The following is a 16,505-nucleotide window of genomic DNA, read 5'->3' as shown; positions in this document are numbered from 1 at the left end:
GCCCTGGTCAACGACGGCACTCGGGTCGAGGGCACTCCTGTCCGCCCCGCGGCGGTTCTGCGGCGGGCCGCCTGCGCCTGGTCACTCCTCGCGTCGCTGCTGGGCCTCTTCGAAGGCACGCAGCGCGGCCTGACGAGTCTGCTCAATGCGGGCAGGATCCCGCGGCGTCTGATCATCTTCGGCCCCCGCGCCGCCGTCAGCCGCCGCCATCATGACGTCGAGAGCCTTGCGCCGCGCGGCCCCACTCAGCGGCGCCCGCCGGTCGCGCAGCGCCACGATCGTCATCAGCGTCAGCACGTCGTCACTTGTGGTGGGCTGCATGCGGCCTTCGAGGAGTTCGTCCAGCCGCCAGCTGTCCGCGATCTCTTCCCACGTCATGTCCGGCGTTGCTTCGTCGCTCATGCTTCCCCCATCCCAAAGTGAATCCACCACAGCAGTCACCGCTTCCGGCCTGCCGAAATCCCCGACCGGCGCGCTTACACGCTGCGCATGACCGCCACGACCTTGCCGAGGATGGACGCCGCGTCGCCGCAGATGGGCTCGAAGGCGTCGTTCTCCGGCATGAGCCACACCGTCGAGCCTTCCCGCTTGAGTCGCTTAACCGTCGCCTCGCCGTCGATCATGGCGGCGACGATCTCGCCGTTCTCGGCGTCCGGCTGCACCCTGACGGCGACCGTGTCGCCGTCCATGATGTGCGCCTTGATCATCGACTCGCCGCTGACCGTGAGCGCGAACACCTTGCCGCTGCCGACGAGTTGCCTCGGCAGCGCGAGCACATCCTCGACCTGCTCGTCGGCGGTGATGGGAACGCCAGCGGCGATGCGGCCGACGAGGGGGGTGTGGACCACCGAGGAGTCGGACACCGCGTCTTCGGGGCCCGTCTCCACGGCAGAGTCGGCCTCGGGGCCAGCTGTCGTGGTGGGGACATAGGCGCGAGGGCGCTTCGGGTCCTGTCGCAGGACGCCCTTCTTCACCAGAGCGCCGATCTGATGCGCGACGGACGAGGTGCTGGAGAGCCCGGCGGCCTGGCCCAGCTCCCGCATCGACGGCGGGTATCCGCGGTCCCTGATGCTGGCCCGGATGGCGTCGACGATCCTGTGCTGCCGGTCGGTCAGCCCGTCCTCCCGGGTCACGATGCCCGGCGGCCGCCCGACGTACCGAGACGTTGTGGCCTCCATGATGTCCCCCTTCGTGCTCTTACAGGTACGAACCGTAACCCGAGATTCCGGGAAAGGGCACAGGTATTCGAACTGTTTTCCCTGGCCAGGCGTCCGCGCGGGGCAAGCCCACAGCCTGGAGCGGAGAGCGGTGCTGCGTACGGTTACGCCCATGACATTGCCGCTGGAAGACGATTCGAGGCCGCCCTACCTCCAAGCGGCCGAGGTGCTGCGCGCCGGGATCCGAACCGGGGAGTATGCGGCCGGGAGTCGACTGCCGTCGGCGCGGGTACTTCAGGCGCGCTTCGGAGTCTCCAGCTCGACGGTGCAAAACGCGCTGCGGGTCTTGAAGCAGGAAGGCATGGTCTACTCCGTGCTCGGGCGGGGCAGTTACGTCAGCAGCACACACCCCGGCCTCCCGCCGGCGGCCCGGGCGGAGTCCTCACCCGTCGCCAACGACGCGATCGACGAGGAACACGACCCCAGGCCCCCTTACGTCCGTACGGCAGACCTGCTCAGGGAGGAGATACGGTCCGGCAGCTTCGAACCGGGCGGGCGGCTTCCCTCCGCGCGGGAACTCCAAGACCGCTTTGGGATCGCCAACTCGACCGCACAGAACGCGGTGCGCGTACTCAAACGCGAGGGCCTGGTCTACGCGGTCAAGGGCAAGGGCGTCTTCATCCGCCGCTCCGCACGGCAGGACGCCCCCCACCCGGGTGAGGCGGAGCATTCAGCACAGGCCAGCTTTCGCGCGCGGCCGCGAACCGATGAAGAACTCGCCGCAGACCTGGCCGCCGCCGAGCAACGTCTCGCGCGCGCCGCTGACGCCTACACCGCGGCCGGTGTCCAGCTCGACGCCCTCACCCGGGAGGCCCTGCGCCGCGGCATGCCCGTGCCGGCCGCCGCGCGACCGCGTTCGGAACCCCTCGCGCCCTGCGTCGGGGGCTGACGCGAGAGCGGCCGATTCTCGGTTCCTGCCCCGAGGGGGCCCCTGACGGTGAACGATGGGGGATCGTGATGCACGGGGACGTAGGAACCACGCCGCAGCTCGACCGCACCGACTGCTTCATGGCCTTGGAGGCTGCCGTCCGGTGGTGGGGAGCCGATGTACCGGAGGACCCAGGAGCCGGTGAGCTGGCACCACTGCTGGACGAGATCGTAGAACGCCTGAGCAGGGATCGGAGCACCGAGCAGGCACGATCGGCCGCCCTGTTCCTAGCACGGTCGGCTGAGGCCCTGAGGGCGGTGGCCCGGCTCGGCGGCTTCCTGCCGGCGATCTCGTTGTGGCACCTCAGGACCGCACTTCGACAAGAAGCCGTCGCCCGTGGCCAACTCGCTGAGCACAACGATCCCCAGCCAGCCTCCCCCCTGTAACCCCACGCCCAGAACCGGCGAACGGCGTGGCGCCCTCTTCGAGCCCGGCCCGGGGACTACAGTCGCGCCGTGCGGCATTGGTCTGCTGCTCCTCACGCGAACCTCGGCCCACTGGTTCAAGGCGGAGGCGAAGAAGCGCGGCTTCGATCGCTGCACCCCACCGACCGCAACACCGCACATCAGTGCCTGTTCCTCACGCTCCGCGGGCCGACGGAGCTGAGCGAAAGGTGCCTGAAGCCATGTCGGCCAATCAGATCAGCAGCCGAGCCCGGACCTACGCCCTCTACACCGGCGCCCCCCGCCAAGCCGCCTGTGACGCCGTCGCCGCCCTGCAACCCCACGCGCCCCTCATCCCGGCACCGGCTCAGCAGGCGCAACTCCTCCTCGAATCCGAGGTGTTCTACTGGGTCCTCAACGCTCAGAGGCACTTCTTCGAGTACCCCTTCGGCATCCGCTACGTGCAGCCGACCCCGCACGGCCTCAGACTCCACCTGGAGAGCAACGACAGTCTCGACAGCCTGCTGGGCGGGTTGCTGCCCTGCCGCGCACCGATGCGCACTGGGCGAGACGAAATCTACGGACTCAACGGGGTGCGGATCTGCGCACGCACCGATCGCGGCATCGAGCTCCGCCGACTCGGGCAGCCGACCAGCATCCAGCTCACCGGCCCCTCACGCCGTGCCTTCCAGAAGGCCGAGGCAGCCCTCGCCCAGCAGATCCAGAGCAACGGCGCAGAGGCCTGCTGGCTGGCAGGCGACACCTGGACCCCCTACGAGAAGCAGTGGGACGACGAACGCCAGCCGATCGCTTACGAGTCCACCTGGCGCGACGCCGCTTGGCTGCCCAGCGGACTGCTGCGCCGCCTCGGTCTCCTTCACACGGTCGCCGTGCCCCAGGTCGTCACCGGGCACGAGGCACGGCTTGGGGAGTGGTGGATCCTGCAACTCGAGCACGACTCCGACACCGGCCTGCGCCGCGCCGAGTTGGTCCAGGCCCTGACCGACCCGCACCATGGTCTGCCGCTGGAGCTGTGCGGCCACCGTGACCTGACGCCCGGAGAAGGCCTCGGGCTGGTCCTCCTGAAGTCCCCGGATCGCACCGCCGCCCTCCAACTGCGGTATGACCGGATCGACTACCCGATCAAGGAGAATCGTGCCCAGATGTTCGCGGCGATCCGGCAGCGCACCAGCGCTCTGACGGGTGAAGCCTCTCTGCCGCCCATGCCCGGGTTTTCAGGCACCGGTTGAGCCGAGCCCCACACCGGCGGTGTCGTCAAGGCCGCAGTCACTCAAAGGGATTGCCGCAACCGGGCGAGGTCCCACGACCCGCGTGCGTGCCGTACGGTTTCCGGACCGCGCCTGCTGGGGGAACGGCAGGCCGGACCGGGGAGGGACGGCGTTCAGATGGTCGGGGATGAACAGGAGACCTGGGGTGAACACGCGATCTGCCGAACCGCAGATCCGGACGAACTCTTCGTCGACGGTGCGGCCCAGAACCGAGCCAAGGCTCTGTGCACCGGCTGCCCGGTGCGCACCGAATGCCTCGCCCATGCCCTCGACCATCGCATCGAGCACGGCGTCTGGGGCGGCATGACCGAGCGTGAACGGCGCTCCCTCCTGCGACGCCGGCCGCTGGTCACCTCCTGGCGCCGCCTGCTCGAAGCGGCCCGGTCAGAACATGAGCGCGTCGTCCGGTCCGACGACGCGCAGCCCTGGAACGCCACGGGGTGATCACCCCCCGCTCGCACCGCTTTCGGAGCCCGCGTCGCCGGAATGCGGTCGCCGGACGGAAAACGCGAGAGCGGCGCTGTCGGTGGTGCCTGGCAGGATCCACGGATGGAGATCAGCAACGCGCTACGCCACCCCGTGAACCAGCAGCGCCTCGACCAGGCCCTCGGTGACAAGGCGCACCGTGTCCAGGAGCGTTTCGAGGACGTCTACCAACGCGGTTACCCGATGCGCGTGATGCTCGAGGAACTCGGCCACGAACTGCTCGACCACGTCGCAGCGCGCACCATCCAGGACCCCGACCTCGACGACGAGCGCACCCGCCTCGCCCTGGTTACCGCCGCTGAATGCCGTGGCTACAACAGGTCCACGTCCGCGTCGACGTACCCGAACTCGCGGGCCATGTGCACCAGCGCTTCCCGCAGCAGGCTCTGGCGCTCCGCCCGGCCCATGGCCGGCGCGGCCGTGATGGTGACGGCCATCTGCGACCTGATGCCGCTGTCGTTGGCGCCAAGCGGCGCCAGATCGACGAGCGAGTCCAAGACGGGCTGGACGCCGTTGTCGGCGGGCCGTTCGCACGTCATCCGCAGTTCGGTGGTGGGCGGGGCGGCCCAGGACAGCCCCACCGGGTCACCGACGACATCGGGCAGCAACTCGGCGGCCGTCTCCCACGTGCTCAGCAGCACGGCCTGGACCTCGTCGAAACCCAGTCGAGTGTCCCAGCCGGGCCCAACGGCTGCCGCCCACGCCTCCGGGTTCTCGATCAGGACCTCCGCGCAGGCGACCACGGTGGACTCCATCGTCGTGGGCAGGGCGAGCATGACGGACGCCCGCAGGACCGGCCCGCCGTCCGGTCCGCCGATCGCGCACGTGTAGCCGACGGAGCGGGCCGAGTTGCCGAAGGGGCCGCGTTCCCAGCGAGCGGCGGGAAGCTCCGCGCCCCTGCGCAGGGACAGCATCGTCACCGCGCTGGCCACCGCGCTGTGCGGCAGCTGCTGCTCGAGCAGAGCGCGCCGGGGTTTGGTGACCTCCAACCGGTCCGTGCCGGCCCAGGGCAGATTCACCACGGCACGCAGGCGCAAGGCCGGTGTCTGGCCGGCAGTCCAGTTCTCGGCCGACCGGCCCCGGTTGAGGCTGAAGCGGGGGAGTGGCTGCCACCGCCACACGCCGCGCCCTGAACACGCCAGGCGGCCGGCGCCCCACGATCCGCCGTCGACGTCCACGGTCCGTGAGTCGGCCGCGATCACCCACGGGGTGTCCGTGTCCTCGGGCGGGCGGGGAAGGCCGATGGCTGCGAGCGGATCATGGCCTGGCGCGTTCCGGCCGGCTTCGACGATCGCCTGCCAGACCGGCGCGGCGACCACGACCGGCGGGCGGCCAACGACCAGACATAGCACCCAGCCCGGCTCGCCGTCGCGTTCGTGGTGCAGATCCTGGAGAGCGGTCGACCCGTGGGCCCATGCTTCCCCGGCCGGTTCCCCCAGCTCGGCTGTGGCCAACTGACGGTATGCCTCTTGCATCTCCCGCTCGCGATCCGGGAGCCCCTGGCCGACCCGCAGCCCTCCCCCCGACCCGCTACCGGAAACGGCTTGGCGAACGAGGTCGGCGAGGGCCTCGGCGGTCGGCATGCCGGTAGCCCGGACACCCGCGGAGAGCAAGGCCTGAATCTCGGCGCGCGGCAGCCAGTGCGTCTGGTCGCCGTCCCGCACCGGCACGGCGACGGTGTCCGTCCGCTGGGCGCCCGGCTTCCCGGTCGGCGCCGCCACGACGAAGAGCGTGGCTGCGGGCTGCGCGGGAACGTCGATGAACAGCACGCGCTCCTCACCGTCGCCGGACCAGCCGATGCGTACCCCGCGGGGCGCGGGGGTGATCCGGGCGCGGATCACCTTACGGACCTGGTCGACGTTCACCGCATCTCGGGCGAGCCCCCTGATGTGGTCGAGGACTTCCTCGTCACTGTCCATGCGGGTGGCGATGCCGATCACGATGACCCCGCCTCCCCCGTTGGCGAAAGCGGCGACATCCTTGGCGAGTTCCTCGGGCGCGCGGGGGTCGGCATCGAGCTGGTACGCGGCGGCCTTCGCATCGAGCCACTGTGTCTCGCGCAGCCCGAGCAGAGAGCCGGGCTGGTGGGCCTCCAGCGCGGCTAGTGCGCTCTTCAGATCGGTCGGCATCCCGGCAGTATCCTCCGGCCCTCCAGCGCTCCGCCGCCTGGTTTCACAAGTTCACCGTCTCCCCGGAACGCCTGATCAGGTCATCTGAGGAAGGGACGGCCGGACCAGCACGGACACCACGGCCCCCGCACGGAATCCGTTGGCCGACTGACGGAACGTTGCGCTGGTGGCCCGCTGCACGGTGCGGTCCTACGAGGCGGACGGTCCGACCTGATCGAGGAGACCAGCGGCATCGATCTGGTCGGCGATCGCGCGGATCTCCGTGATGGGGTCCGTGACTCGCTGCGATCGCTGCCGGGTCTCTGCCCTGTCCGCGATCTGCCGGAGGATCGCGGTGACCGTGGGTAGGGGGAGGACGAGGGTGCCGTCCGGGAGCCTGGTCGCCTCCACGTCGATGTTGTCGCTCACAAGGCTTCCCCCAGTCGAAGACGGTGGTGGGCAACGTCGGCGAATTCTGGCAGTTGAGTCCCCGCGCCTGAGCCTCGGGGTCGTCCGGGCGGGGTGAACGCCCGACGGCACAGCCACCGTTGCGGTGGTTGCATCACCGAGTTCCGGGTCCCTGGGCCTTCGGGCGGTCGTCCGGGCCGGTCACGTCGGCGAGGTGGAGAACGCCCGTGCTGCCGAAAACGGTACGGAACATCACCTCGCCGCTGGCTTGGCCGGTTCCGGAGACCGCGTCACTGAACCAGCGGTTGGAGCGCAGCGCCTGGACGATGCACTCGGCCACCGCGTCCCCGACGGGCGCGACCGAGGTATCAGGCGACACCAGTTCGGGCAGGTCCTCCAGGTCCATGCCGTAGCGCTCCAAGTGCTGGATGAGCAGGTGGGCCAGGGCGCGAGAGGGGTCGCTGGTGTGGCGCTGCCCGTCGTCGGGGTCCATCAGCCCGGGGAAGACCACGGCGCGGGTGAAGAAGTCGCACAGGGCCCCGAACAGCTCCGGGTCCGGGTGGTGGCTGCGGTCGTCGCGTGCCTTGAGGGCCCACTGCAGGATGACGTCCACGTGCGCGCGCCGGGCCCGCTCCGCAGCGTCTGGCGTGCGGGCGTCACCGGACCCGAGGGCGGCGGCCCCGGCGGTGCCGTCGGCCTCCACGGGAGGAGGCGCCGTGACGGGCAGAACGTCGTTCAGCTCGGCCTGCCACCGGTCGAATGTCGCGGCTTCCTCCTCGGCGCGCTGGTAGGCCGCGTCGTACTTGTCGTCGCCCAGGACTGCGGCAGACTCCGCCCACCTTGCGAGGATCGCGGCGTGCTCCCACCGGTCCTCGGATGCGGGAAGCTGGTCGCGGCGTCCGTCCATGAGGGCCGGCAGCAGCGCGGTGATCGCCTCCGGCGCTGCCAGCACCGGCACGGGCAACGTAACGAGCTTGTCGCCGCCACGTCCTTGGTACGCCCAGCCCACGGCCGAGTTCCACACCAGCTCCAGCCCGTCCGGCCACTCCTCGCCGGTCAGCTCCGCAGCCCCGCTGATCCACGCCCACCGGGCCTCCGCCGTACCCCGCACCTCTCCCCGGCGCACCGCGAATTCGGCATCCGCGTAGCCGGCGCGCGCGAGAGCGCCCTCGATGACGCGGGGGTACCTCTTCCAGCCCCTGAACTGGTCCACGATGCGACCTCTCCTGCTGCTCCGAAACGGCGTTGCCTCTGTCCCGGTCAGCCTGCCAGCCGCCACCGACAACGCCCCCGCCGGTAACCGAACATGAACCGAAAGCACGAGTATTTGTGCGGTCCCTGCGGTGGGTCGGCTCCACCGCCGTGTGTCTTCGACGAAGCCGGCCCGCCCCGAGCCGCCGGCTGCCAAGGTGACATTCATGGAATCCGTCGACACCGCACTGGACCGCCTCTGGCCCGCCGAGCTGCGCACCGACCATCTCTTCCTGCGGCCGGTCACCCACGAAGACGGATACCTCGTGCACGAGCTGCTGACCGACGACCTGGTCCGCGCACACCTCGGAGGCCCGGTCACGCAGGAGCGCGTCGCCGCCCGCCAGGCCGCCTACCCGGCGACGGCCGGCGCGTGGACCGTCGTCCGCGTTGCCGACCAGCAACCGATCGGCCTGGTGACCATCGGCGCCGACCACAGGTGCGAGGGCCGCGCCGAAATCTCCTACCAGCTGCTCCCCGCCGTCTGGGGCGAAGGGCTGGGCAGGGAGGCCGTCGCAGCGGCCGTCAGCTGGTGGACGGACGCCGTCCCCGGCGGTGGCCCGCTGGTCGCGGTCACCCAGAAGGCCAACCTGGCCTCGCGCCGCATGCTGGAATCGATCGGCATGACCGTCGTCGACGAGATCGACGAGCACGGTGCGCGCCAGTGCCTCTACACCCCCGCGGGCGACCAGGACGACAGCGATCTGCGCTGGGTCCGTCTGCTCGCCGAGCACCGGGACGCCGTCGAACGCCGGCGGGGCGCCCAGGCACGCGAGACCGCCGCTGGTCAGAACCTCCCCGACGACCTCGCGGCGCTCACCCCCCAGGAGGTGGCCCGACTGTGCCCCGCCCGCCACGGCGCCTACGGACGAATCTGCGCCCGCATGGCCGATCACTCGCCGGACCTTCACCTGGGCCGGGCGCAGGACGGCGCGTGGATCGCCTGGCTGACAACGGCTGAAGCCTCCTGACCGCTCGCCCCGGCGCGGCCAAGGAGCGCGTCGGCGCTCAGAACTCGCTGGCGCGCATGGGGACGAGCTCGGCGACCTCGAACTGGGTGGTCTCCGGTTGCAATTCGAGATAGCGGGCGATGACCTGGGCGTGCGCCTGGCCGACGAACAGGTCCAGCGCCACAGGGTCGAGGGGACCGTCGTCCAGCTGCAGGTACGTCATGGCCAGATGGGCGCCGTGATGCAGAGCATCCTTCACGGTGGGGTAGGTCCAGGTACTCAGCCCGCGTCGCGGCTCGCTGCGGTGCAGCAGAACCCACGGGCCACCGGCCGCCCCCTCAGGCGCGTCGGCCAGGGCCCGGCACGTGCGGCACCACGTCCCGTTCGCGGCAAGCCGCTCCGCCGAACCGGCCCCCCACACCGGCTCCGGCACGACGACGCGCGCGGTAGCCGGCCGTACAGGCAGGTCCTGCGGCGCCCGGGTGAGCAGTTCCGGGACCTGGTAGGCGGTGCGGGCGCGGCCCTTCCGGCCTGCCGGAAGCTGCCACAGCGCCCGCGGCCACGGCTCATCGAGAGTCACCGAGGGGCCGCGACTGAACGGTCGGCCAAGGCCGACCAAGTCCCCGCCGGACGGTCTCGGCTCCTCCCCGGGAGGCAGCGGCAGCAGCCATCCGGCCGCGTCCTTCACCCAGCCCTGCCGACAGCCGCCACACCAGTGCACGGCGGCAGCCTGCTCGGCGGGGCTGTCGTACCAGTCCGGCTCATCCCGGCCCAGCCCGAGCCGCATCATGGCAGTCGGCTTCTCGCACGGGCAGGACGCGAACCGGTACAGCTGCACATCCGGCTGCTCGTCGCGCGAAGCGTGCAGCCACGCCCGGTGGACACCCAGCGCCTCCGCCAGCGCCTCCCGCTCACGTTCCCCCGGCCGGGACCGGCCCGCCGCCCAGTGCCCGATCTGGTGCGCGCCGACGCCGACGTCGCCGCCCAGGCCGACCGCGGTCTTCGCGGCCGCCTCCTGCAACAGCCTCAGACGCCGCGCGAAGGGAGACAGCTCCAGCAGCGCCCACACCGGATGGTCACCACGGGGTTCGACGTACTCCGAATCGTCTTCCCACACATCATGGAGCTCGTTGTAGGACGAGGCGTGCTCGGCCAACGTCTCGATCACCCACCCGCGCACCGCGGCGTCGTGTGCCCACTGCTCATCGGTAGCCCCCCGAGCCGCCGCGTCCGCGTTCTCCTCCAGCACCAGCTCCTCGTGCATCGGGAACACCAACTCCTCGACGGCCAGCAGCGCCCGGGAGGCAACCACGCGGCGGGCCGGCTCCGGCACCGCGCCGCTCAGCACACCCGACAGCACGTCGACGGCCCGCACCACCAGCCGTTCCTGCTGCTTCCCCCACCTGCTCACCCTGACCCCCTCCCGCGGCCGCCGCGGCCCCGCACGTGCCACATCATCCCGACTACGACACGGACTCGGGCGACAACGCCCGAAGTTCACCCACACCAGAGCAGACGCGCCTCACCCCTCAGCCGGCCAGCAGCGCCCGGCATAAGACCCAGCACAACCGCCGACTACGCGGCCACGTAGGTTGTGCCTGCCGACCGCCTCGGCGCCGTCGCCGAACAGGCCGAACTCGCCCCCGCGCCCGCCCGACCCAGCGCTGGTAGTAGCCGGACAACCAGCATGCGTGCCGCACCCCAACCCACTGAACTACGCTGCGCGTTGTCGTCAGGGCGAAGGAAGGGCGGGCTGTGGCCAAGCGGACGAGCGGCCCCGAGAAGAACCGCAAGGAGCCGATGTCCGGCGTCGCGCGCCGGCTGTGGGCGTTCTCTGGCAACGAATGCGCCTGGGGCGACCCGCACTGCCCAACGCGGCTGGTCACGGATGACGGCGCCTGGGTCGGCAAGATCGCCCACATCATCGGCGCTGAGCCCGGCAGCGCCCGGCACGAGGCATGGGACGGCCGGGACGTCGAACAGCTGAGGGACTTCGACAACCTGATGCTGCTGTGCGGGGTGCATCACGACCTGATCGACAGCAGCGTCACCCGGGACGACTACACCGTCGAGTACCTGCGGGCGGTCAAACAGAAGCATGAGGGCACGTACCGGTACACGGTCGACGACATCGAGGCCGAGTTCCGGGACACGGTCAACGGCTCCCTGGTGCGGCCCGCCACCACCATGCGCCGCTTCTTCGCTTGGGAGGACGCCGACCAGGATCCGTCGGACGAACAGGACGTCCTCGAACTGGTCAACCGCTTCGCGGGGCGTGTCGGCGGCCGCACGCGGATGGCCCGACAGGTACTCGCCCTCGTGGTCCACGAGGAGACCACGGACTTCGAACTGGTGTTGAGGCGCTTCTCGGCGGACCGTACGACGCTGCTCAGCGTCGTACGCGAGCTCCAGAAGGCGGAGATGGTCTACCTCCACGACGAGGAATACGACGAGGACCGCGGACAGCTGTCCCTGCTCGGTGGCGCTCTGGAGGGTGTCTCCGAGATGTGGGACGAGCTTCGGGGCTTCTGCCTCGACGAGAAGGTCGATCTGAGGGAGATCCTGGTGGATCTCGACTTCTCCCGCCTGGACTGAGCCGTCGGCGACTGTGCGAACTGCGTCCTGGAGTGGCGGCCCCGGCCGTACTGCGTCCCGTCACGGGGACCGGGGCCCGTCCCGCGCACCCATTCCGGCACGGACCTCGGCGAGCCTAAGGAGTGAGCCGAGAGCTCCTATTCGGCTCCCTGCGGGCTCGACTCGCCAGCTGGGACGAGGTACCGCGGACGGCGTGGCACCGGGACTTCCTCGACGCGTTCAGGCGGCCGGCCTCCGTACAGGACAGGTGCCACCAGCGGCGCCACCGACTGCACCGTCCTCTCCATCCTGGACTCGGGCCGTGTCGGCCTCAGCGGGCCCGGCGGTGACACCGTAGAAGCTGCCGAAGGCCTCGACCCCGCTCTTCCCCTCCAGCTGCGCGAGCAGCGCTGCCGCTGCCACGCCGCGAGCAAGCTCACTCGCCGTCCGGACCACACGGTTCTGCGCGCGTCCCGACCGAGGACGACCGTCGCTGAACTGCAGCACGTCGCCGTTCTCGCCCAAGCTGCCGCCAGCGCGCTCGGCTTCACCTCGTAGCCAGTTCTTGGCCTGCTCGCGAGAATGGCCCCATTGCCTGAGCTTGTACGCGATGTCAGCGCCGCACAGCGGAACAGCGAAATCCAGAAAGAACCGCAGCTCGTCAATAGCATCCAGTGGTTCAGGCTGACGCATGAAAATACCCCCTAAAACGACCGTGCAAGAAGTTGAGAATCCTTGAAACCGGCTAGAGAAGCGGTTGCGTTCCGGGTGAAAGCGAGCACGAGGCATCAGTTGGGAAGACGCCGTCACGATCGGGCCACACGGCCTGCCAGTACGGCACAGCGGTATCCCGGCCATACACCGCCCGCAGCATCGCGAAGGGCTCCAGGGACTCCACGGGGTGCATGAGCAGCCGGAATCCGTTCGCGAGAAGCCCATCCAGGACCTCACCGGCGACCGGACCAGACGATCCGGCGAATTTCTCGACGACGGAATGGAGGACGCCCTGCATCGCCCCGACGTCCAGGCCGGCCATCACGAACTCGTGCCCCAAAGACTCGTGCAGACCGATGGTGTAGCAGTAGGCGGCAGAACCCTCATCGGCAAGAACGGCCTGGACGGCGAACCCGTGCTCCGCGATGATCTCGCGCAGTCGAGCAACGTACTCCGTCATGAAATCGGGCGGACACACAGGGCAATCTGCGTCCCCGCATGAGTCGTGAGGTCGGCCCTTCGGCAAAATACTGGCCGCGACGGCAGGTGTGAAATTCAGATCGCGAACAACCAGCCGGGACAGGTCGCTCTCCTGATGGATCGACTCCAGAGCCGGAAGATCGATCAGACCCCACCGTCCCCGTGACAGGTCACCGCCCAGGCACGACCACCCGTAAGCCTCGCCGCTCGCGTCGTCGAGCTCTACGACGTACCACTCGCCCCAGGCGGAGGAATACCGGAGGCCGACCACCCTGTGCTCATGCGGCTCCAAGACGGTTGCCCACAGACCCGGGATCTCGGCCAGCTCCGCCGGAGCCGGGTAGAAATCGTGGCCGCGCTCCTCGCGCCACACCTCAGGCGGCCGTGTCCTGACCGGAGCACCCCCCTGCACGGAACGCCCGGGCGCAGGCTGGGCGCGGAAGACGACCTGTTCCACATCCGGGTGGTAGATGGACGCCTCGTCGCCGTCCCAGCGCACGGTGTACGCCTCCAGGTCGCCGGGCAAGGCGCGCAGTTCGGGAACGGTCTCCATCGCCCGGAGGAAGAGGGCGATGAACACCTCCTCGGGTCTCTCGGAATCGGCAGAAACGGTGGTCTGCTCCCAGGGGTGCCCGAGGAAGCGCATGCGGATGTCCGCCATGATCAGTTCTCCAGTGAATTGTGGGGTGGGGGAGGCCGGGGAGCGTCTGGCCGTTGTGCGCGTCGTCGACTTCTCGGGCGATCGCGGAGCGGCGGCGCTGCGCCGCCGCATGCATCACCGGCCAACCGGCCCCGACGGGGTGCGAGAGGGGGAAAGCCTGGATCAGGAGCCGGACGACCGCTGCGCCCGGTACTCGCCCACCACGGCGAGCACCGCGACGCCGAGAAGGCCGGCCCCCTCACCCGCCATCCAGTCGCCGAGCGTCGCTGCCGGGCTGTTGCTCAGCCGTTGGATGAGGTCGTGCACGCCGACATGCGGAACACCCTCGGCATCGCAACCCGCCTCGAAATGGCCGAACTGCGGGACGTGTGCGTGGTAGTGCCCGTCGGCGCTCCAGTGAGGGTCCTGCCACAGCTCGAACACGGCGTTCGGGGCGTCCTCCTCCAGCCGCGCGGCGACCTCCTCGCAGAGGCCCAGCGCGGCGTCCCGGGCGCGGTATACCTGTCCCAGCGTGAGGGCCTCGACAGGGCCCCGCTCGTACTCGCCGTGGAGTTTGTGCTCCCGCATGAGGTCGAGAAGCGCGACGACCTCGTCAGCGGGAACCGAATGGATGCAGAGTTGCAGATCAGCAGACACGTTTCTTCCTAAGATCGGGCGCCACGGCGGACGCGCATGAAGAGGGACGGGCATCGCCGCGCTGCCTCGTCGGCAGTGGTGACGCAGAGGGCTTCGGCTGCTCGGCCGATGCCCTTGCCCGGGGGAGTGGGGCCGAGCGGCGGTTTACGTGGGCGGCTCTTTGGTCTTCCGGCGGCACGTCGAAGACCTGGGGTGACGGCAGCCGTCAGAACCGCGATGCCTCACGCCGCCAGCTGCGCGTCTCGGCGCGGCGAACCAGACGGCGAAACCAGGGCCCTTTTTCGCCCTCATCGCTGTACTGGCCCGGCAGGATCTTGCTCCCCACGGAGCCGGTCCGAGCGTTCTTGACCTTGCGACGCCTCGCGGGACGCTTCTTGGCCCCGGTCCCCGGGACGGGGGTACTCATGTTGAGATCAACTCCGCATTCGCCCCGATGCCCGACGCATCGTCGTCGTTATCGGGGCAGTCGTAGGGACATCGGTCCAAGGCGCCGTAGGTGTGAACCCCACAGCGCACACAGGGGTCGACGGAGGCGCGGGCCATAGCCGCCGGCTTCGGTACGGGCTTCTCCGGCCCAACCGTCACCCGGGATCCCGTCGGCTCTTGCAGCGGCCGCAGTTGACCTCGCTGGGACGGCAGATGGTCATCAATCCTCACCGACCATCACCGGGACGCCCGACGTGTGGCACTCCCGGCCGAGCACGAGGTGGCGATCCAGTCGGCCGTTAATCAGATCAACAAGCGCACCGCACCCCGCGGCCGGGCAGCGGACGGCCATCACCTGGCCCTCATCGTCAAGGAGAGGCATTTCCGACGCGATGGCCACAGCGGTCTGCTCGCCCTTCAGCCGTACGGAGAAGGTCACCGCGCCGCCAGCTTCTACGTCATCGAGACACGACCGGCACAGGGGCCGCCTACGGGCTCTGGCTGTGGCCTCCGGGGACGGGCTCACACGGTGACCGTCGGCAGAGATGCCTGGCGGCAGGCCCGTCTCGGGGTCGATCAAGAGGCTTCGGGCGGTGTGTCGTTCCAGTTCGTGAAACATCGTCGGGTGGCCGCAACAGGGGCACTTCATCAGATAGAACACGCGAGTTCTCACGATCGTCGAGTGGTGTGGGTAGGCGCGAACGGCCCCATGGGAAAGGACCGCCTTTGTGTATGGCTGTTCCAGAAGATCGAGCCGGTGACCTCGGGCGCTTCGTCTTCCTCGACGAGGCCGCGGGCGGCGGTCTGCTGGGCGGGTGACTTCTCGGCCGGTTCTTCGCGCCCGGCCTCACGAGAACAACAGTACACATTGAATCGCTAAGGCGCAACAGTAGGGAATTGCTTCCCACCATCCATGCAAGACGCGGCGCCGTCCGGCCGGCAGGCCGTACGGGAACGAGGACCGCCCGCCTCGGTGCCCCGGGCCGTGCCGGAAGGCGCGAGAAGCCGGGCCAGCACGCGCCACACGCTGCTCGCCCTGTAGCAGCCGGTGCGCCAACTCACCGGGCGGGCAGTGGACCACCGAACCTGCGGGCCGCGGGCGGGGGGCGGCGAACGCCGAGAACGGCGCAGAAACGGCGGCGCCCGGCCGCCTCGGGGTGCGGGGCCGGGCGCGCGCCGGAGCAGTCAGGCCGCGGCGTCGACGTCCTCACGGACCAGAGGGACGGCGCCCTTGGCGTGCCTGAGCGCCTGCCGGGCGCCCACCAGGTCCGCGCCCTTGATGCCCTCGCGCGAGCAGCGCTCCCACCACATGTGGCACTGGACGACGGCGGTGGCGGCCCGCAGCTCATCGAGGAGCCGGTCGAACTCGGCGGCCTCGGTGTCCGTCCAGCCGGGGGAGGCCGGCCGGCCGGGGCGCTCACGGCCCCGTTCCGTCTCGTCCGGCCACCCGGGGTGCGGCTCACGGGACCACGGTAGATGTCAAGTCAAATGAGACGTTTGTATGGCTATGAGTCTTGGGGTTCGGGTTCCCTGCGTTTGGCGGGGTCGTTGATCCATGCCTGATGAGGTATCTCGGGCGGTCGGGGGCGGCGGGTGAAGCGTTCGGGGTGCTTGTCGTAGGCCTTGGCGAGGGTGACGGCGCGCTGGTCGCGGACCTGCTCGGCGGTGCCGAAATGGACCGAGGCGGGCGTGTGCAGGCCGATCCCGGAGTGCCGGTGCTCGTGGTTGTAGTAGGTGATGAATTCCTCGAACCACTCCCGGGCGTGCGCGAGGGAATCGAAGTACTCGGGGTAGTCGGCGCTGTACTTCGCGGTTTTGAAGTGACTCTCGATGTAAGGGTTGTCATTGCTGACCTTGGGGCGCGAGTGACTTCTGGTGACGCCGAGGTCGATCAGCAGTGTGGATTCCCGGCCCTGATCTGGTGCGCTTCGGGATGTGAGCTGGGCACACGTGGTCAAGCTGGATAGTCCGGACCGAAGTGCGCGTGGTACCTG

The 16,505-nt window shown here is 69.8% G+C and carries 17 protein-coding genes and 1 pseudogene; 5 read left to right on the top strand and 13 right to left on the bottom strand.

The genetic code is table 11. The features are described from left to right. Positions 1 to 81 precede the first annotated feature (81 nt). Together IE239_RS38960 and lexA are read right to left on the bottom strand one after the other, a co-directional pair. Complete coding sequence (locus IE239_RS38960) at positions 82 to 402, bottom strand: hypothetical protein (protein ID WP_190154173.1); 321 nt, start codon at positions 400 to 402, stop codon at positions 82 to 84. 74 nt (positions 403 to 476) lie between these two features. After that, the gene (lexA, locus tag IE239_RS38955; protein WP_190154172.1) at positions 477 to 1,178 is read right to left on the bottom strand and encodes a transcriptional repressor LexA; all 702 of its coding nucleotides are present in this window, start codon (positions 1,176 to 1,178) and stop codon (positions 477 to 479) included. A gap of 151 nt (positions 1,179 to 1,329) precedes the next feature. On the opposite strand from lexA, the gene IE239_RS38950 reads away from it, so the two are divergent. The 3 genes from IE239_RS38950 (at position 1,330) to IE239_RS38940 (ending at position 4,261) form a co-directional block, all read left to right on the top strand. Then, entirely contained in the window at positions 1,330 to 2,106 is a 777-nt protein-coding gene (locus IE239_RS38950) for a GntR family transcriptional regulator (RefSeq protein ID WP_190154171.1), read from the top strand. Positions 2,107 to 2,770: 664 nt separating this feature from the next. Beyond that, positions 2,771 to 3,778 (top strand): hypothetical protein, encoded by a 1,008-nt coding sequence (locus IE239_RS38945; protein ID WP_190154170.1) that lies wholly within the window; start codon positions 2,771 to 2,773, stop codon positions 3,776 to 3,778. Positions 3,779 to 3,934: 156 nt separating this feature from the next. Further along, positions 3,935 to 4,261: a WhiB family transcriptional regulator gene (locus tag IE239_RS38940; protein ID WP_190154169.1), complete on the top strand. Its 327-nt coding sequence runs from the start codon at positions 3,935 to 3,937 to the stop codon at positions 4,259 to 4,261. A 123-nt stretch (positions 4,262 to 4,384) separates the two neighbouring features. Here the strand turns inward: IE239_RS38940 and IE239_RS38935 are convergent, their stop codons facing one another. The 4 genes from IE239_RS38935 to IE239_RS38920 all read right to left on the bottom strand — a co-directional run bounded on the left by IE239_RS38935 (position 4,385) and on the right by IE239_RS38920 (position 8,032). Further along, the gene (locus tag IE239_RS38935; RefSeq protein ID WP_190154168.1) at positions 4,385 to 4,531 is read right to left on the bottom strand and encodes a hypothetical protein; all 147 of its coding nucleotides are present in this window, start codon (positions 4,529 to 4,531) and stop codon (positions 4,385 to 4,387) included. A gap of 83 nt (positions 4,532 to 4,614) precedes the next feature. Further along, entirely contained in the window at positions 4,615 to 6,432 is a 1,818-nt protein-coding gene (locus IE239_RS38930) for an RNA-binding domain-containing protein (RefSeq protein ID WP_190154167.1), read from the bottom strand. A gap of 189 nt (positions 6,433 to 6,621) precedes the next feature. Beyond that, on the bottom strand, positions 6,622 to 6,840 hold the full coding sequence (locus IE239_RS38925; protein ID WP_190154166.1) for a hypothetical protein: 219 nt from the start codon (positions 6,838 to 6,840) through the stop codon (positions 6,622 to 6,624). Between the two features lie 133 nt (positions 6,841 to 6,973). Then, positions 6,974 to 8,032: a hypothetical protein gene (locus tag IE239_RS38920; RefSeq protein WP_190154165.1), complete on the bottom strand. Its 1,059-nt coding sequence runs from the start codon at positions 8,030 to 8,032 to the stop codon at positions 6,974 to 6,976. A gap of 205 nt (positions 8,033 to 8,237) precedes the next feature. Here IE239_RS38920 and IE239_RS38915 point away from each other — a divergent pair, with 205 nt between their 5' ends. Then, on the top strand, positions 8,238 to 9,041 hold the full coding sequence (locus IE239_RS38915; protein WP_190154164.1) for a GNAT family N-acetyltransferase: 804 nt from the start codon (positions 8,238 to 8,240) through the stop codon (positions 9,039 to 9,041). Between the two features lie 37 nt (positions 9,042 to 9,078). Here the strand turns inward: IE239_RS38915 and IE239_RS38910 are convergent, their stop codons facing one another. Then, complete coding sequence (locus tag IE239_RS38910) at positions 9,079 to 10,431, bottom strand: helix-turn-helix domain-containing protein (RefSeq protein WP_229878708.1); 1,353 nt, start codon at positions 10,429 to 10,431, stop codon at positions 9,079 to 9,081. 344 nt (positions 10,432 to 10,775) lie between these two features. Between IE239_RS38910 and IE239_RS38905 the strand changes: the two genes are divergently transcribed. Then, entirely contained in the window at positions 10,776 to 11,615 is an 840-nt protein-coding gene (locus IE239_RS38905; RefSeq protein WP_190154163.1) for a hypothetical protein, read from the top strand. A gap of 219 nt (positions 11,616 to 11,834) precedes the next feature. Here IE239_RS38905 and IE239_RS38900 read toward each other — a convergent pair whose 3' ends face one another. The 6 genes and pseudogenes from IE239_RS38900 to IE239_RS38880 all read right to left on the bottom strand — a co-directional run bounded on the left by IE239_RS38900 (position 11,835) and on the right by IE239_RS38880 (position 16,469). After that, the gene (locus IE239_RS38900; protein ID WP_190154162.1) at positions 11,835 to 12,287 is read right to left on the bottom strand and encodes a hypothetical protein; all 453 of its coding nucleotides are present in this window, start codon (positions 12,285 to 12,287) and stop codon (positions 11,835 to 11,837) included. A gap of 52 nt (positions 12,288 to 12,339) precedes the next feature. Beyond that, entirely contained in the window at positions 12,340 to 13,449 is a 1,110-nt protein-coding gene (locus IE239_RS38895) for a DUF4262 domain-containing protein (protein ID WP_229878706.1), read from the bottom strand. 162 nt (positions 13,450 to 13,611) lie between these two features. Continuing rightward, the gene (locus tag IE239_RS38890; protein ID WP_190154161.1) at positions 13,612 to 14,085 is read right to left on the bottom strand and encodes a hypothetical protein; all 474 of its coding nucleotides are present in this window, start codon (positions 14,083 to 14,085) and stop codon (positions 13,612 to 13,614) included. A 646-nt stretch (positions 14,086 to 14,731) separates the two neighbouring features. Further along, a complete protein-coding gene (locus IE239_RS38885; RefSeq protein ID WP_229878704.1) occupies positions 14,732 to 14,950 on the bottom strand; it encodes a hypothetical protein in 219 nt (72 codons plus the stop codon). Positions 14,951 to 15,696: 746 nt separating this feature from the next. Beyond that, positions 15,697 to 15,975, bottom strand: a pseudogene (locus IE239_RS43540) (DUF8825 domain-containing protein); the annotation flags it as partial. Between the two features lie 41 nt (positions 15,976 to 16,016). Beyond that, positions 16,017 to 16,469, bottom strand: a complete 453-nt coding sequence (locus tag IE239_RS38880) for an integrase core domain-containing protein (RefSeq protein ID WP_190154160.1) — start codon at positions 16,467 to 16,469, stop codon at positions 16,017 to 16,019. Positions 16,470 to 16,505: the final 36 nt, after the last annotated feature.

The organism is Streptomyces humidus, assembly GCF_014649655.1.
GTDB lineage: Bacteria > Actinomycetota > Actinomycetes > Streptomycetales > Streptomycetaceae > Streptomyces > Streptomyces humidus.
Note: the sequence above shows the minus strand (reverse complement) of the source record. Positions and strands in the feature narration are given on the sequence as shown.

Bases quoted from the DNA above. Each gene is read 5' to 3' on its own strand.
- IE239_RS38950 (WP_190154171.1), top strand. From the start codon at position 1,330: ATGACATTGCCGCTGGAAGACGATTCGAGGCCGCCCTACCTCCAAGCG.
- IE239_RS38900 (WP_190154162.1), bottom strand. From the start codon at position 12,287: ATGCGTCAGCCTGAACCACTGGATGCTATTGACGAGCTGCGGTTCTTT.
- IE239_RS38930 (WP_190154167.1), bottom strand. From the start codon at position 6,432: ATGCCGACCGATCTGAAGAGCGCACTAGCCGCGCTGGAGGCCCACCAG.
- IE239_RS38945 (WP_190154170.1), top strand. From the start codon at position 2,771: ATGTCGGCCAATCAGATCAGCAGCCGAGCCCGGACCTACGCCCTCTAC.
- lexA (WP_190154172.1), bottom strand. From the start codon at position 1,178: ATGGAGGCCACAACGTCTCGGTACGTCGGGCGGCCGCCGGGCATCGTG.
- IE239_RS38915 (WP_190154164.1), top strand. From the start codon at position 8,238: ATGGAATCCGTCGACACCGCACTGGACCGCCTCTGGCCCGCCGAGCTG.
- IE239_RS38895 (WP_229878706.1), bottom strand. From the start codon at position 13,449: ATGGCGGACATCCGCATGCGCTTCCTCGGGCACCCCTGGGAGCAGACC.
- IE239_RS38940 (WP_190154169.1), top strand. From the start codon at position 3,935: ATGGTCGGGGATGAACAGGAGACCTGGGGTGAACACGCGATCTGCCGA.
- IE239_RS38960 (WP_190154173.1), bottom strand. From the start codon at position 402: ATGAGCGACGAAGCAACGCCGGACATGACGTGGGAAGAGATCGCGGAC.